This is a genomic window from Streptomyces sp. NPDC006261 (assembly GCF_040613515.1).
Classification (GTDB): Bacteria; Actinomycetota; Actinomycetes; order Streptomycetales; family Streptomycetaceae; genus Streptomyces.
On sequence record NZ_JBEXSI010000005.1, the window covers coordinates 170,856 to 185,371 of the forward strand.

The window sequence follows — 14,516 nt, forward strand, 5'->3', positions numbered from 1 at the left end:
GACGCCACGGCCCCTACCTGATCTCCAGGATCTTCTCCCGCATGGCATAGACCACGGCTTCCATGCGGGAGTGCAGCTGCAGCTTCTCCAGGATATTGCGCACGTGGTTCTTCACCGTGTTCTCAGAAATGAACAACTCCTTGGCGATATCCCGGTTGTTCATGCCGGTCGCCACGAGTTTGAGGACTTCCAGTTCCCGTTCGGTGAGCCGGGGGGCGGGGACAAGCCGGCGCTCGTCGGTGCGCTGGATCATCGATTTGAACTCGGTGAGCAACTTGGAAGCCATGGACGGGCTGATCTGGGACTGCCCGTCCGCGACGGCGCGAATGGCCGTCGCCACCTCGTCGGTGGAGATCTCCTTGAGGAGGTATCCGGTGGCACCCGCCTTGATCGCGTCGTAGAGGTCGGCCTCTTCGTCGCTGATCGTCAGCATGATGATCTTCGCACTGGGGGCCACCTCCTTGATGGAGGTACAGGCTTCGATGCCCCCGCGCTTGGGCATCCGCACATCCATCAGAATGATGTCGGGCAGCAGGTCGGCGGCCTTGTCGACCGCCTCCGAACCGTCACCGGCCTCGCCGACGACCTGGATGTCCTCCTCCTGAGCGAGGACGATCTCCAGACCCCTGCGGAAGAGCGCGTGGTCGTCGACCACGAGAACCCGGATGGGCTCCTTACGCGAGGCGCCGTCCGCCTCACCGCCGGCATGGGCACCACCGTCGCCGGAACCACTCGCGTCGCGCACGGGCCCGAAGGTGTCCGCCATCGTTCCTCCCCCTGAAGGCCACGGCCTGATAGTCATCAGTCGTCCGCCAACGGCGTTTCACCGGCCGCCGATTGGCTTGGGACGCCATGATTCCATGCCGGGACGCAGAAGCGGTGATCCTGTCCTCGCACGCAGGTGCCCCCGGTGGCGTGAAAACGCTCCAGGGGCACCGTGGCGGAGTGTCGTCAGCCGCCGAGCGCACCACCCGCGCCGCCTGCTTCGTCAGCGGCGAGCGGGTCGGTCCTCAGGTGGATGACGCCGTAGTCGTAGGCGTGTCGCCGGTAGACGACACTGGGCTCCTTCGTCTCGGAGTCGACGAACAAGTAGAAGTCGTGCCCGACCAGTTCCATCTCGTAGAGCGCTTGGTCGAGCGCCATGGGTGCGGCGGTGTGGGTCTTCTCGCGCATCACGAGAGGCCCTTCGCCCTGCACCTCGATCGATCCGACCTTCGTGGTCGGTACGGGTTCCGACGGCTGCTCGCCGACCAGCTCGCCGTCCTCGTCGAACGAGGCGACACCCGGCACCACGTCCCCGACCTCTGCGGCCGACAGGCGGCCGTTGCCCCGGCGGCTGTAGCGCTTGTCGTGCTGCTTGCGCAGCCGGGCCTCCAGCTTTCCGGTGGCCAGGTCGAGCGCTGCGTAGGGGTCGCCCGCCGCCGCTTCCGCCCGGATGACCGGGCCACGCGAACGGAGTGTGATCTCCACCCGGTCGGAACGGTCGGCCTGACGGGGATTCGGCTCCTTGGACACCTCGACGTCGAGGCTGATCACCTTGCCGTCGAACTTCTGGATCTTGTCCAGCTTCAGCTTCTCGGCCACGTGCTTGCGGAACCGCTCGGGCACCTCGGTCTTGCGGCCCTTGACGACGATGTCCACGCAGAACTCCGTTCCCGGATCGCCCCGCTTCAACGGCGGGGCATCTCCCTTTTGCACCAGCCCCCGGTGATCCCCAGGAGCCTCGGACTCGGTGACTTTCGCCTCCTCCTCCCCCGTCGGAGAGGTCACTACCCAACCGGCTCGATCGCTTCCGGTCTCTCGGTGAGTTACCTGCCCGAAACCTCATGGTGCATTCATCGAGGTTCGGCCTTCACCGTTCCTCACAACTGAACATAGCCTGCACACCGGGGTAACGGCACCCGCTACCGGTACTTACCTCCGTTCAGGGGGTTTTGCCCTGCCATTACCTGCAACGATGCAAGTTCTCAGTCAGTTCCGGTTTATTTCGAAGGCGGACGGAGAAGCAGAGACGACCGCCGCCGCGCACACCCCCCGGCCGGAGCGTCTCCCGTCGCCCCCGAGCGCCTCGGTGACCGCCCGCGCCGCCTCGGCCAGCGTCGATCCCGTCGTCAACAGGTCGTCCACCAGGACCACCCTCCCGTGGGCGAGCAGCCGCTCCCCCCCTCCGGCCACTCCCAGCGCCCCGGCGAGATTCGCCCGCCGCCGGCGCGCCCCGAGACCCGACTGGTCGGCGACCGCGCGGCGCTGCCGCAGCACCGGGAGCACCCGGGCCGACCGGCCCGTCCGCCGCAGCTCGCGGGCGGCCGCCCGGGCGATCCGGAGCACCGGATCATGCCCGCGCGCCGCGGTCGCGGAGCGCGCGGAGGGTACGGGCACCAGCAGCAGGGGCCCCGTGAGCCCCGCCTGCCCCGCCCCGGCCCGCACGGCCGCCGCCAAGGCCTGCCCGAGCGGTCCGGCGAGCCCGAGTGCCCCGCGCTCCTTGTGGGCCAGCAGCACCGCGCGTACGGCGTTCTCGTACGGTGCCGTCGCATGCACCGCCGGAAGCCCCCGGGGCCGGGGCGAGGGTCGCACCCTGCGGGCCGGCACGCCGTTCAGAGCGGCCCCGCACACCGAGCACAGCTCCGTACGCGGCCTGCCGCAGCCCGCACAGGCCACCGGCAGGACCAGTCCGGACAACTCCCGCCACCAATCCAGCATGGATCCACCGTGCCCGGCCTCCGGGCAACGGACCACCCCTGTGGAAAACCCCCGGGTCAGCCCGGGTAGACCAGCGAGGTGCCTTCCTCCAGCACCGTCTGCCAGTTGTCCCCCGGCGAGAGCTTCACTATGCCGTCGCCCTCGGTCTCCGCCATCAGCGGAAGCAGCTCGTCGTCCGCCGCGGCGACCGCCTGGACCTGGTTCACACCGGGCAGCACCCCGGAAGCGCCGGAGGCGGGCGTGGAACCGTCCGCCTGCACGTACCGCACCTGCTGGACACCGCCCGCCTCCTTGCCGACCACCACGAGACGGCTGCGGCCCGACCAGGAGATGGCCGTCACATCCGTGAGCTGCGGCGCGGCCTGGCGCAGGTCCTCGACCGAGAGTTCGGGCGCCTCGTCGGTGCCGCGCCGCTCGACCCGGCCGATCTTGAGTGTCGTATGCCCGTCCTCCGTCACCAGCAGGGCGATCCGCACCCCGTCCGCCGACAGCCGCAGCTCCTCGATCCGCCCGCCGCCCAGGCCCGGGACCCGGACCTCCTGCGGCTCGTCCTCTCCCTCGGCCAGCCGCAGCAGCCTCGGGCGCGCTTTGTCGCGGTCGGCGACCCACAGATCGCCGCGCCCGTCCCAGCTCGGCGACGACAGCCGGTCGTCGGCCTTCTTCCCCGCGCTGGTCACCACGGGAGCGGCCAGCTCATCCTCCACGTCCAGGGAAGCGACGTAGAGGTTCTGCCCGGTGGCCGAGACCGCGGCGGCCCGCTGTTCGTCCCGGGCCACTCCGACGGCGCCCATCGCGACCGTGCCGACACCGAGGGGTCCCTGTACCGCCTCGGGCGTGCCGATGCCCTCGGAGGCGCTGGGGATCCGCTGGACCCTTCCCTTGGCATCGATGAAGTACTGGCTGTCAGGCCCGTCGGAGCCGCTGTCGGAGGAGAACTTCGCCGCCTCGTCCGCGTCCAGCGCACAGAGCCGGCCCCGCCCGCCCTCCAGCTCCACCTGCTCGACCCGCGCGGAGGTCAGGTCCCTCAGGGTGAAGAGCACCTGGGCGGCCATCATCCGGCAGGCCGCCCGGCCCGCCTTGTCGGCCTTGCCGTTGAGCGGCACCTTCAGCACGTTCTGGTCGTCGGGGGCCAGCGCGACGACGTCCTTCCGCAGGGCGGTCCCGGTGGGGAACCGGGAGTCGACCACGGGCCGCAGCCAGTTCGTCGGCCCCTCGAGCAGTGTTCTGACCGTCTGTGTCGCCGTGCTCATCCGCGTGACCGGATCGGTGCCGGTGCGTACGTAGACGGGGTCGGCGACGAGCGTCGGCTCTCCGTTCGCCTGCCCGGTGGCGTAGTAGTACTTGTTCACAGACCGGTAGAGCCGCTTGAAGTCGGACTGCCCGAGGACCAGCCCGTCCGGCACGATGTCGATGCGCCACTCGAGCTTCCCGTCCGCCACCTTCTCCCGCACCAGGTGCAGCACCTGGGAGTACTCGGTGGGGGCGAGCGGCTGATAGGAGCTCTGGGCGTCGACCGCCGCGACCTTCTCGCCGGTCAGCGTGTAGGAGGTCTCGGAGTCCCGGCGCTCCTCGTCGTGGAGCAGGGGGCCGCTGCGGTTGGGCGCCTGGGTGAGCACCGTCGTGCCCTCGCCCGGCTGCCAGGTCTCGGCCGCGTCCTCGCTCAGGTACTTGCGCGTGGTCCGGAAGCCGGGATCGTCGCTGGTCATCGACTCCAGGAACCCGTCGACGATCTCGCTGGGCGCCGCGCCCTCCCGGGGCTCCACCGCGTACACCTGCACCTGGGAGTCCCCCGGCTGGGAGGCGTCGACCGCCTTGACGTCACCGGTCACCGGCATCGACCCGCAGCCGGCGAGCACGATGACGGAGCAGCCGAGCAGCGCGGACATCCGCGCGCCGCGTCCGGGGCCACCACGACGGCGGTCAGTACCCACGAGTGGTGTCCTCCTGGTCGGAATTCTGCGCTGGGGAACCCGCCGGGGAACCGGCACCGCCGGAACGCTCCGGTGCCGGACGTGCCACCACGCGGGCCCCGTTGCCGGGAAGCGCCGCCGGGTGCACCGAGGCGGGGGCCGGGTGCGGCACCGTGGAGCCGCGGGCCGGCACGGGCAGCGGCGAGCGCTTCGCCGCGCCGGGCTGGTTCGGTACGGACACCAGCCGGTTGTCGCCCGTCGGCGCCTCCTCGCGCTCCCGGTTCTCCCGGTTGCGCCGGGAGTCCTCGGGCTCCAGCGGTATCGGCGAACCGCGCAGCGGCTCGTCCGCCGTACGGGGCAGGGTCAGCCGGAACTGGGACCCGCCTCCCGGCTCGCCCCACGCCTGGAGCCAGCCGCCGTGCAGCCGGGCGTCCTCGACGGCGATGGAGAGCCCGAGCCCGGTCCCGCCGGTCGTCCGGGCCCGCGCCGGGTCGGCGCGCCAAAACCGGTTGAAGACGCGGGTCGCCTCGCCCGGCTTGAGCCCGACCCCGTAATCCCGTACGGCCACGGCGACCGCGCCCTGGGCCACGCCCATCCGCACGACGACGTCCCGGCCCTCACCGTGCTCGACGGCGTTGACCACAAGGTTGCGCAGCACCCGCTCGACGCGCCGGGCATCGGCCTCGGCGATCACCGGCTGGTCGTCGCCGATGACGAGAATCCGGCTGCCCTTGCGCTCGGCGAGCGGTTCGGCACCGCCGATCACCCGGTGCACCACGGTCCGCAGGTCTATCGGCTCCGCCTCCAGCGCCGCGGCGCCCGCGTCGAACCGGCTGATCTCCAGCAGGTCCGACAGCAGCGACTCGAAGCGGTCGAGCTGATCGCCGAGCAGCTCGGCCGAGCGCGCGGTGATCGGATCGAAGTCGGCACGCGCCTCATGGATGACGTCGGCGGCCATCCGCACGGTCGTGAGCGGGGTCCGCAGCTCGTGCGAGACGTCGGAGACGAAACGCCGCTGCATCCGGGAGAGCTCCTCCAACTGCTGAATCTTCAGCTGAAGGTTCTGCGCCATCTTGTTGAAGGCCTCACCGAGCCGGGCGATGTCGTCCTCGCCGGTGACCTTCATCCGTTCCTGGAGCTTCCCGGCGGAGAGCCGCTCGGCGATACCGGCCGCCATCCGCACCGGCGTGACGACCTGCCGCACCACGAACCAGGCGATGGCTCCGAGCAGCACGACCACGAACAGCCCGGCGGTCGCCAGGGTCGTCTTGACCAGCGTCAGGGACTTCTCCTCCTGCGTGAGCGGGAAGAGGTAGTAGAGCTCGTAGGCCTGCTGGTCGATGTCGTAGAGCCGCTTGCCCACGACGAGGCCCGGCTGGGACTCGTTGCCGTTGGAATACCGGATCAAGGAGTACGTCTGGAACGCTCCCTGCCCCTTGCCCACGTCCTGGCGCAGGCGCTCGGGCACGCTGGAGGCCTCGACGCTGCCGGATCCACGCGGGGCTCGGTTGCCCGCGCCCTCGCTCACCGAGTCCGCGCTGAGCGCGACCACGTTGAAGGCGTTCTTGCCGCCACTGGCCAGCTGGTCGACGAGCTCGGTGCGCCACGAGGTGTTGGCGGTCATGCCGTCGGGCCCCTCGGTGCCCTGCCCGCCCGGCGCCAGGGAGGCATTCGCCTTCTCCTGCGCCGCGGCGAAACCACCGGCGGCCTGGGTCTGGGCGGCCTTGCCCTTCGCGTCGAGCAGACCGTTGCGGACCTGTCCGATCACGACGAAGCCGAGCAGCAGCACGACGCCCATCGACATCAGCAGGGTCCCCGCGACGACCCGGAGCTGCAGATTGCGCCGCCACAACCGCGCGGCGGGCAGCAACGGACGACGGACCCACCGCATCAGCAGACGCGGTACGGGCCCGCCGGGCGTCCGGTCCTGGAACAACCGGCCGCCCTGCGGGAAACGGCTCATACGAGAAGCCTTCCGTCCCGGACCGGCAGCCCGCTCCGCACGGACTCCCGGCTCCCCGGGGATCGGAGCAGCGCTGCCTTCGGCCATGTCAGCTCGGTCCGGCCTTGTAACCGACCCCTCGGACGGTCACGACGATCTCCGGCCGCTCCGGGTCCTTCTCGACCTTGGAGCGCAGCCGCTGGACGTGCACGTTCACCAGCCGGGTGTCGGCCGCGTGCCGGTAGCCCCAGACCTGCTCCAGCAGGACCTCACGGGTGAAGACCTGCCACGGCTTGCGGGCGAGAGCGACCAGCAGGTCGAACTCCAGCGGCGTCAGGGCGATGGACTGCCCCTCCCGCTTCACGGAGTGACCGGCCACGTCGATGACGAGGTCACCGATGGTCAACTGCTCCGGCGCGGGCTCTTCGGACCGCCGCAGGCGGGCCCTGATCCGGGCGACCAACTCCTTAGGTTTGAACGGCTTGACGATGTAGTCGTCGGCCCCTGATTCCAGGCCGACCACCACATCGACGGTGTCGCTCTTGGCAGTGAGCATGACGATCGGCACACCGGACTCGGCCCTGATCAGCCTGCACACCTCGATGCCGTCCCTTCCGGGCAGCATGAGGTCGAGCAGCACCAGGTCCGGCTTGGCCTCACGAAATGCGGCCAGTGCCTTGTCGCCGTCCGCTACGAACGACGGCTCGAAACCTTCTCCACGCAGCACAATCCCGAGCATCTCGGCCAGTGCGGTGTCGTCGTCGACGACAAGGACGCGTCCCTTCATAATCGACATCATCCCATTAGCTAATCGTTACCTGCGATGACCTGGCACACAGCTCTGCCAGTCCGACCCCCGTGACCGGGGAAATGACGCCCTCCTCGGTGACGATCGCCGTGATCAATTCGGACGGCGTGACGTCGAAAGCCGGGTTGTACACCGGGGCCCCGAGGGGTGCGACGACCATCCCACCCCCGGAGCCCACCGACCCGCCTCCCGGCGATGTGACCTCCGTCACTTCTTGCCCGGAACGCTGCTCGACGATGATCGATGTGCCTTCGGCCGTCTCCATGTCCACGGTCGTCGTCGGCGCCACCACGATGAACGGCACATGGTGGTACTTCGCGAGCACAGCCAACGGATAGCTCCCCACTTTGTTGGCCACCGAGCCGTCTGCGGCAATGCGGTCCGCCCCAATGAGTACGGCATCCACCTCCCCCGCGGCGAACAGGGAGCCCGCCGCACTGTCCGTCAGCAGGCTGTACGCCATCCCGCTGCGCGCCGCCTCGTACGCCGTCAGCCTCGCCCCCTGGAGCAGCGGCCGGGTCTCGTCCACCCACAGCCGGCGCAGCCGCCCCTTCCGGTGGACCCTCAGAGCCACCGCGAACGCCGTCCCCTCGCCCCCGGAGACCAGCGCCCCGGTGTTGCAGTGGGTCAGCAGCTGATAGCCACGACCCGGTAGCAGCTCCTCCAGCAGCGCCGTCCCGTACTCCGCCATACGCACACTGGCCCGGGCGTCCTCCCGGTGCACGGCCTGAGCCTCGGCCAAGGCCACAGCCGCGGCCTCCGCCGTCCCCGCCCCCTTCGCGGCCGCCGCCCCGTAAGCCGCGGCCACCCGTCGCACCCCGTAACCAAGATTCACCGCGGTGGGCCGCGCCCGCACCAGCAGCCCGGCGGCCTCCGCCACGTCGTAGCCCCGTGCTGCCGCGAGCGCCACCCCGTACCCCCCGGCGATCCCGAGCAGCGGCGCCCCCCGAACCGCGAGCGTCCGGATCGCCCGCACCAGGGCGGGCACATCCGTACACACCAGCTCAACCTCCTCCGCGGGCAGCCGCGTCTGGTCGAGGAGCACCAGTACGGGACCTTCCGGAAGCTCGTCCCAACGGAGCACGGAAAGCGCGGGAGGCTCGCCGCCCACCGGCGTTTGCACGTCCTGATCAGCCATCCGCCCAGTCTGCCCGGTGAGTCGCCCACAAATGAAGGCACGAAGGAGAGAAGGCTCCCGGCCCGCACCGCACCGGCCCGTGGCACGATGGCTGCCAACCTGCCGCCCCGATGAGCGGACAGGACGGTGAAGGAGCGAGAATGAACGACTCTCCGGGCTGGGCGACGCCCGGATCTGCCCCCTCGGACGGCCAGGAGGCGGCCATTCCCCGTCCCTCCGCACCCCAGGACGGAGGCGCATCGACAGGACAGTGGTCCCCCGGGCAGCCGCCTCCCGGGCAGTGGTCCCCACCGAGCAACCCCGGCAGCGGCCCCGGCACCCGCCCGCCCGCCCCCGGCTGGGGCGGCGGACCGCAGCGACCGGACTGGGGCATGAAGCCACCGGCGGCGAAGCCCGGCGTCATCCCGCTGCGCCCCCTGGGCCTCGGCGAGATCCTCGACGGCTCGGTCTCGGCCCTGCGCGCCCACTGGCGCACCGCACTCGGCTTCAGCCTCGCGGTCTCCGTGGTCATCCAGGTCGCCGTCACCCTCATGCAGCGCCACCTCCTGCCCAAGCCGACCAACGTCGACCCGAACGCCACCGGCACCGAAGCCCTTCGCCAGGCCTCCGAATCCGCCCGGACGACACTGCTCTCCCTCGCCCCGGCCTCCCTCCTCACGATGATCGCCACGCTCTTCACCGCGTCCATCGTCACCGTGGTGATCAGCCGCTCGGTACTGGGCCGCCCCGTCACGCTCTCCGACGCCTGGGCCGAAGCCCGTCCGCGGATCCTCCCCCTCATCGGACTGACCCTGCTGGTGGCCCTGATCACCGCCACGGTCATGACCGTCGGTGTCGGTCCCGGGCTCCTGATCGGCTCCGAGGCCGGCGCGGCGCTGGCGCTCCTCGGCTTCACCGCCGCCTGCGTCGTCATCCTCTGGCTGCAGGTCAGCTTCGCCCTCGCCGCCCCCGCCCTGATGCTCGAACGACAGAGCATCATCGCCGCGCTGCGCAGGTCGGCGAAGCTGGTCCGCGGTGCCTGGTGGCGCACCTTCGGCATCCTCGCGCTGACCTACCTGCTCGTCTTCCTGGTGAGCTTCCTCGTCTCCATCCCCTTCGGCGTGGCCGCGGTCATCGCCGACGGAACCGACATCAGCGAGTTCTTCGAAAGCGGCGGCCCCTCCCTCGGCTGGCCCTTCCTGATCATCACGGGCATCGGCGAAGTGATCGTCTCCACACTGCTCTACCCCTTCGTCGCCGGCGTGATGGCACTGCTCTACGTGGACCAGCGCATCCGCCGTGAGGCGCTCGACCTCGACCTCGCACGGGCCGCAGGCCTTCCCGGCCACGACGCCGACACCCCTCGGAGCTGATTCCGTGCCGGGGGCGGGGGGCACCACAGCGGCGCGGCAGGCCACCGGCGCGGGCGACATACCCGTGGACACACCACGTGTTCCCGCCCGGGAGGCGGCCGAGAGCGAGCTGTCCGAACCGATGTACCACGAGAGCGATCCGAACGTCCTCCAACGCGGCCTGAACCACTTCTGGGACTGGGTCGCCGGCGTGTTCGACGCCGCCGCGGGCACCGCCCCCGGCGGCCCGGCCGGACTCGCCGTCCTGACCCTCATCGTCATCGGCCTCGCCGTCGCCCTCTGGTGGCGGCTCGGCACCCCCCAACGCTCCTCCCGGCCCCCGGACGCCCTCTTCGAAGGCAACGGCCCCCGCAGTGCCGCCCAGCACCGTGCCGCTGCCGACGCGCACGCCGCCGCTCTCCGCTGGACCGAAGCCGTCCAGGAACGCATGCGTGCCATCGTCCGGTCGCTGGAGGAACGCGCCCTGCTCGACCCCCGCCCCGGCCGCACGGCGGACGAAGCCGCAACGCAAGCAGGCCAGGCCCTGCCCGGCCACGCCACCCGACTGCGCTCCGCCGCCCGCGACTTCGACGACGTCACATACGGGGGCCGCACCGCGGGCCAACCCACATATCTGGCCCTGAGCGCCCTGGACACCGAACTCGACGAGGCGAAGCCCCTGCTGCCCGGAGACTCCAGAGGGGCGACCGGATGACCACGGCCACCGCCCCTGCCCCCACCTCGACGGCACCCACCCCGCAGCAGGTCTGGAAGCGCGCACGAGGGCTGCTGATCGCCTTGCTCATCCTCGTGATCGCAGGCGTCACGTTCGCCGCAGTCCGCTCCGGCACCAACCACGGAGACCTCGACCCCCGCTCCGCCGACCCCAAGGGCAGCCGCGCCGCGGCCGAGCTCCTCAAGGCGCGCGGGATATCCGTGACCGTCGCGACGACCCTGGAGGAAGCGACCACCGCGGCGGGACCAGACACCTCGCTCCTGGTCACCGGCCCCAATCTCCTCACCCCCGCGCAACAGCGCCGGCTCCACGAGGCGACCGCCGCCTCCACCGGCCGCACCCTCCTGATCGCCCCGGGCCCGGCAGCCGCATCCAGACTGGCCCCCGGCGTACGCACCGAGCCCCACCGCCCGGTGGCCGGGCTTCCCCCGTCGTGCGCCTTCCCCGCCGCCCGCAGCGCCGGCACGGCGGACATGGGCGGCCTCCGCTACAGAGCGCCGGACGCCACCGCCTGCTACCCCAGCGACGGCGCCCCCAGCCTGCTGATCCTCAAGGAACGCGGAGACGGCGACACCGTCCTTCTCGGCTCCCCCGACTTCCTCCACAACGAGCGTCTGGACCAACAGGGGAACGCCTCTCTCGCCCTGCAACTCCTCGGTGCGCGACCTCATCTCGTCTGGTACCTCCCCTCTCTGACTGATCCATCCGCCATCAGCGATGACGGCTCCCCCGATGACAACGGAGGCAACGACGAGGAGACCTCGGGCGACGAGAGCAGCTTCCTCGACCTGATCCCCTCGGGCTGGATCTGGGGAACACTCCAACTCGCCCTCGCCGCATGCCTCGCCGCGATCTGGCGGGCCCGCCGACTCGGCCCTCTCGTCATGGAACGGCTGCCGGTCTCCATCCGCGCCTCGGAATCCGCAGAGGGCCGCGCCGGCCTCTACCGCAAGGCCAACGCCCGTGACTGGGCGGCCGAATCCCTTCGAGCCGCCTCCCGAACCCGCATCGCCCGCCTCGTCGGCGTACCCGCCCGCGAGGCGCACACCTCCGACGTTCTCCTCCCTGCCGTGTCCGCCCGCACCATCACAGGCGACGACCTGAGCACTCTGCTCTTCGGCCCGGCCCCCGCCGATGACGCGGCCCTTGTCCTGTTGGCCGAGCACATCGACGCCCTCGAAAGAGAGGTACGCACTTCATGAGCGCCCCGACCCCCGAGCCGGCCGAACCCACAGCGGTCCCCGCGGCCCCTGCGGCTCCGGAGCCAGCCGACGGCGCCCGCGCGTCCCTGGAAGCCCTCCGCTTTGAGATCGCCAAGGCCGTGGTCGGCCAGGACCCGGCTGTCACCGGACTCGTCGTCGCGCTGCTCTGCCGCGGACACGTACTCCTCGAGGGCGTCCCCGGCGTCGCAAAGACCCTGCTGGCCCGGGCTCTCGCCGCCTCGCTCGAACTCGATACCAAGCGCGTCCAGTTCACCCCTGATCTCATGCCGAGCGACGTGACGGGCTCACTCGTCTACGACGCCCGCACCGCCGAGTTCTCCTTCCAGCCCGGCCCGGTCTTCACCAACGTGCTGCTCGCCGACGAGATCAACCGCACCCCTCCCAAGACCCAGGCCTCCCTCCTCGAAGCGATGGAGGAGCGGCAGGTCACCGTCGACGGCACCCCCCGCCCGCTGCCGGACCCCTTCCTCGTCGCCGCCACCCAGAATCCCGTCGAATACGAGGGCACCTATCCGCTGCCGGAAGCCCAGCTGGACCGCTTCCTGCTCAAGCTGACGGTTCCTCTGCCCTCCCGGGAGGACGAGATCAACGTCCTCACCCGCCACGCCGACGGCTTCAACCCCCGCGACCTCAAGGCAGCAGGTATACGGCCCGTCGCAGGCCCAGCCGATCTGGAGGCGGCCCGCTCGGCCGTCGCCAAGACCACGGTCTCCCCCGAGATCGCCGGCTATGTGGTGGATATCTGTCGTGCCACGCGCGAATCCCCCTCGCTCGCTCTCGGCGTCTCTCCCCGAGGCGCCACCGCACTGCTCTCGACCGCACGCGCCTGGGCCTGGCTCACCGGCCGCGACTACGTCACCCCGGACGACGTGAAGGCCTTGGCGCTCCCCACTCTCCGTCATCGCATCCACCTGCGGCCCGAGGCGGAAATGGAGGGAGTCACCCCCGACTCCGTCATCACCTCGGTGCTCGCCCACGTCCCCGTACCCCGATGAGGCGGTGACCATGGCCCTCACCGGACGTACCGCACTGCTGGCTGCGCTGGGATCACTCCCCGTAGGCATCCTCGCTCCGAGCTGGACCGGAATGCTCGCGGTCAACGCACCGCTCTCACTAGCGATTCTGTGCGACTACGCCCTGGCAGCGCCAGTGCGAACGCTCCGATTCACTCGATCCGGTGACACATCCGTTCGACTTGGTGACGAGGCCGAAGTACAACTCACCGTGACCAACAGCTCCCGAAGGCGGCTCCGGGCCCAGATCCGCGATGCCTGGCCGCCGAGCAGCTGGCCCACCGGCACCGAACGGGCCGCGTCCCGCCATACGTTGACGGTTCCTCCCGGTGAACAGCGGCGCCTGGGAACTGTTCTGCGCCCCACCCGCCGCGGCGACCGCCAGGCCGAGCGCATCACGGTCCGCTCGTACGGCCCGCTCGGCCTCGCCGCGCGTCAGGGCAACCACCACGTCCCATGGACCGTGCGGGTGCTGCCCCCGTTCACCAGCCGGAAGCATCTGCCGTCCAGGCTCGCCCGACTCCGTGCACTCGACGGCCGCACCAGCGTCCTGACGCGAGGGGAGGGTACGGAGTTCGACAGCCTGCGGGTGTACGTGCCAGGAGATGACACCCGTTCCATCGACTGGCGGGCAACGGCACGCCAGTCGGCCGTCGCGGTCCGGACATGGCGCCCCGAGCGCGACCGGCACATCCTGATCGTTCTGGACACCGGACGCACCTCCGCGGGCCGGGTGGGCGACGTTCCCCGCCTCGATGCGGCGATGGACGCCACGCTTCTCCTCACCGCGCTCGCGACGCGCGCCGGCGACCGCGTGGACCTCCTGGCCTACGACCGCCGCGTCCGAGCCCGTGTACAGGGCCGGACCGCCGCGGGCGACGTCCTGGCGGCGGTCGTCGATACCCTTGCCTCACTGGAACCCGAGCTCGTCGAGACGGACGCCCGGGGGATCAGCACCACAGCGCTCTCCACCGCCCCCTGCGGCTCGCTGATCGTCCTGCTGACATCTCTGGAGGCGGCCCCCATCGAGGAGGGCCTCCTCCCGCTGCTCCCTCAGCTCACCCGGCGCCACACGGTTCTGCTGGCAGCTGTGTCCGATCCACGGATCGAGGAGATGGCGAAGGCCCGGGGAACGGTGGATGCGGTGTACGACGCCGCCGCCGGCAACCAGGCCCAGGCTGAGCGGCGTAACACGGCAGAGAAACTCCAGCGCCATGGCGTCGTCGTCGTGGACGCCTCCCCGGACACCATCGCTCCCGCACTCGCCGACGCCTATTTGGCCCTCAAGGCCGCAGGCCGCCTCTGAGGTGCTCCCCGCCCCGCACCCTGGTGAGCGATGGATCGGCAGTCGTGGTTGTCACACCGCTCACCAGAGGCCAAGTTCCGGATGGCTTCAGAACGCAGGAAAGCCCCGTGCCAATGGCACGGGGCTTTCCCGGAAAAATTGTTCGGCGGCGTCCTACTCTCCCACAGGGTCCCCCCTGCAGTACCATCGGCGCTGAAAGGCTTAGCTTCCGGGTTCGGAATGTAACCGGGCGTTTCCCTAACGCAATGACCACCGAAACACTATGAAATTAACCAACACCGGACAACAACACGGCCGTTCGTTATTTCAGAACTAACACAGTGGACGCGAGCAACTGAGGACAAGCCCTCGGCCTATTAGTACCAGTCAGCTCCACCCCTTACAGGGCTTCCACATCTGGCCTATCAAC

12 protein-coding genes and 1 rRNA gene are annotated in these 14,516 nt (G+C 70.4%); 5 read left to right on the forward strand and 8 right to left on the reverse strand.

Annotation, left to right across the window (positions count from 1 at the left end; genetic code table 11):
- Positions 1-13: 13 nt before the first annotated feature.
- The 7 genes from ABZ154_RS04910 to mtnA form a co-directional block, all read right to left on the reverse strand.
- Positions 14-766, reverse strand: coding sequence for a response regulator transcription factor (locus tag ABZ154_RS04910; RefSeq protein ID WP_356829066.1), 753 nt, complete (start codon positions 764-766; stop codon positions 14-16).
- 185 nt (positions 767-951) lie between these two features.
- Complete coding sequence (gene raiA, locus ABZ154_RS04915; RefSeq protein WP_018512285.1) at positions 952-1,641, reverse strand: ribosome-associated translation inhibitor RaiA; 690 nt, start codon at positions 1,639-1,641, stop codon at positions 952-954.
- Between the two features lie 330 nt (positions 1,642-1,971).
- The gene (locus ABZ154_RS04920) at positions 1,972-2,700 is read right to left on the reverse strand and encodes a ComF family protein (RefSeq protein WP_356829068.1); all 729 of its coding nucleotides are present in this window, start codon (positions 2,698-2,700) and stop codon (positions 1,972-1,974) included.
- Positions 2,701-2,756: 56 nt separating this feature from the next.
- Entirely contained in the window at positions 2,757-4,586 is a 1,830-nt protein-coding gene (locus ABZ154_RS04925) for an LpqB family beta-propeller domain-containing protein (protein ID WP_356829107.1), read from the reverse strand.
- Positions 4,587-4,620: 34 nt separating this feature from the next.
- Positions 4,621-6,660, reverse strand: a complete 2,040-nt coding sequence (gene mtrB / locus ABZ154_RS04930; protein ID WP_356829070.1) for an MtrAB system histidine kinase MtrB — start codon at positions 6,658-6,660, stop codon at positions 4,621-4,623.
- Position 6,661: 1 nt separating this feature from the next.
- Complete coding sequence (mtrA, locus tag ABZ154_RS04935) at positions 6,662-7,351, reverse strand: two-component system response regulator MtrA (protein ID WP_007448372.1); 690 nt, start codon at positions 7,349-7,351, stop codon at positions 6,662-6,664.
- Between the two features lie 4 nt (positions 7,352-7,355).
- Positions 7,356-8,498 (reverse strand): S-methyl-5-thioribose-1-phosphate isomerase, encoded by a 1,143-nt coding sequence (gene mtnA / locus ABZ154_RS04940; RefSeq protein WP_356829072.1) that lies wholly within the window; start codon positions 8,496-8,498, stop codon positions 7,356-7,358.
- A 140-nt stretch (positions 8,499-8,638) separates the two neighbouring features.
- On the opposite strand from mtnA, the gene ABZ154_RS04945 reads away from it, so the two are divergent.
- From ABZ154_RS04945 to ABZ154_RS04965, 5 genes are read left to right on the forward strand one after another with little or no spacing between them, the layout of a single operon-like run.
- Positions 8,639-9,850, forward strand: a complete 1,212-nt coding sequence (locus ABZ154_RS04945) for a hypothetical protein (RefSeq protein WP_356829074.1) — start codon at positions 8,639-8,641, stop codon at positions 9,848-9,850.
- 4 nt (positions 9,851-9,854) lie between these two features.
- Positions 9,855-10,544, forward strand: a complete 690-nt coding sequence (locus ABZ154_RS04950) for a DUF4129 domain-containing protein (protein ID WP_356829076.1) — start codon at positions 9,855-9,857, stop codon at positions 10,542-10,544.
- Positions 10,541-11,767, forward strand: a complete 1,227-nt coding sequence (locus ABZ154_RS04955) for a DUF4350 domain-containing protein (RefSeq protein WP_356829078.1) — start codon at positions 10,541-10,543, stop codon at positions 11,765-11,767. The genes ABZ154_RS04950 and ABZ154_RS04955 overlap by 4 nt, the downstream gene beginning before the upstream one ends.
- Positions 11,764-12,783 (forward strand): MoxR family ATPase, encoded by a 1,020-nt coding sequence (locus tag ABZ154_RS04960; protein WP_356829080.1) that lies wholly within the window; start codon positions 11,764-11,766, stop codon positions 12,781-12,783. Before ABZ154_RS04955 ends, ABZ154_RS04960 begins: the two co-directional genes overlap by 4 nt.
- Positions 12,784-12,793: 10 nt before the next feature.
- Positions 12,794-14,107 carry a DUF58 domain-containing protein gene (locus tag ABZ154_RS04965; RefSeq protein ID WP_356829082.1) on the forward strand — a complete coding sequence of 438 codons (1,314 nt, stop codon included), beginning with the start codon at positions 12,794-12,796 and terminating at the stop codon, positions 14,105-14,107.
- 140 nt (positions 14,108-14,247) lie between these two features.
- Here the strand turns inward: ABZ154_RS04965 and rrf are convergent.
- Positions 14,248-14,364: ribosomal RNA gene (gene rrf, locus ABZ154_RS04970) — 5S ribosomal RNA — on the reverse strand.
- Positions 14,365-14,516: the final 152 nt, after the last annotated feature.

Coding starts and splice junctions, on each gene's coding strand:
- mtrA (WP_007448372.1), bottom strand. CDS start 7,351: ATGATGTCGATTATGAAGGGACGCGTCCTTGTCGTCGACGACGACACC.
- mtrB (WP_356829070.1), bottom strand. CDS start 6,660: ATGGCCGAAGGCAGCGCTGCTCCGATCCCCGGGGAGCCGGGAGTCCGT.
- ABZ154_RS04960 (WP_356829080.1), top strand. CDS start 11,764: ATGAGCGCCCCGACCCCCGAGCCGGCCGAACCCACAGCGGTCCCCGCG.
- mtnA (WP_356829072.1), bottom strand. CDS start 8,498: ATGGCTGATCAGGACGTGCAAACGCCGGTGGGCGGCGAGCCTCCCGCG.
- ABZ154_RS04945 (WP_356829074.1), top strand. CDS start 8,639: ATGAACGACTCTCCGGGCTGGGCGACGCCCGGATCTGCCCCCTCGGAC.
- ABZ154_RS04955 (WP_356829078.1), top strand. CDS start 10,541: ATGACCACGGCCACCGCCCCTGCCCCCACCTCGACGGCACCCACCCCG.
- ABZ154_RS04910 (WP_356829066.1), bottom strand. CDS start 766: ATGGCGGACACCTTCGGGCCCGTGCGCGACGCGAGTGGTTCCGGCGAC.
- ABZ154_RS04925 (WP_356829107.1), bottom strand. CDS start 4,586: ATGTCCGCGCTGCTCGGCTGCTCCGTCATCGTGCTCGCCGGCTGCGGG.
- ABZ154_RS04920 (WP_356829068.1), bottom strand. CDS start 2,700: ATGCTGGATTGGTGGCGGGAGTTGTCCGGACTGGTCCTGCCGGTGGCC.
- ABZ154_RS04965 (WP_356829082.1), top strand. CDS start 12,794: ATGGCCCTCACCGGACGTACCGCACTGCTGGCTGCGCTGGGATCACTC.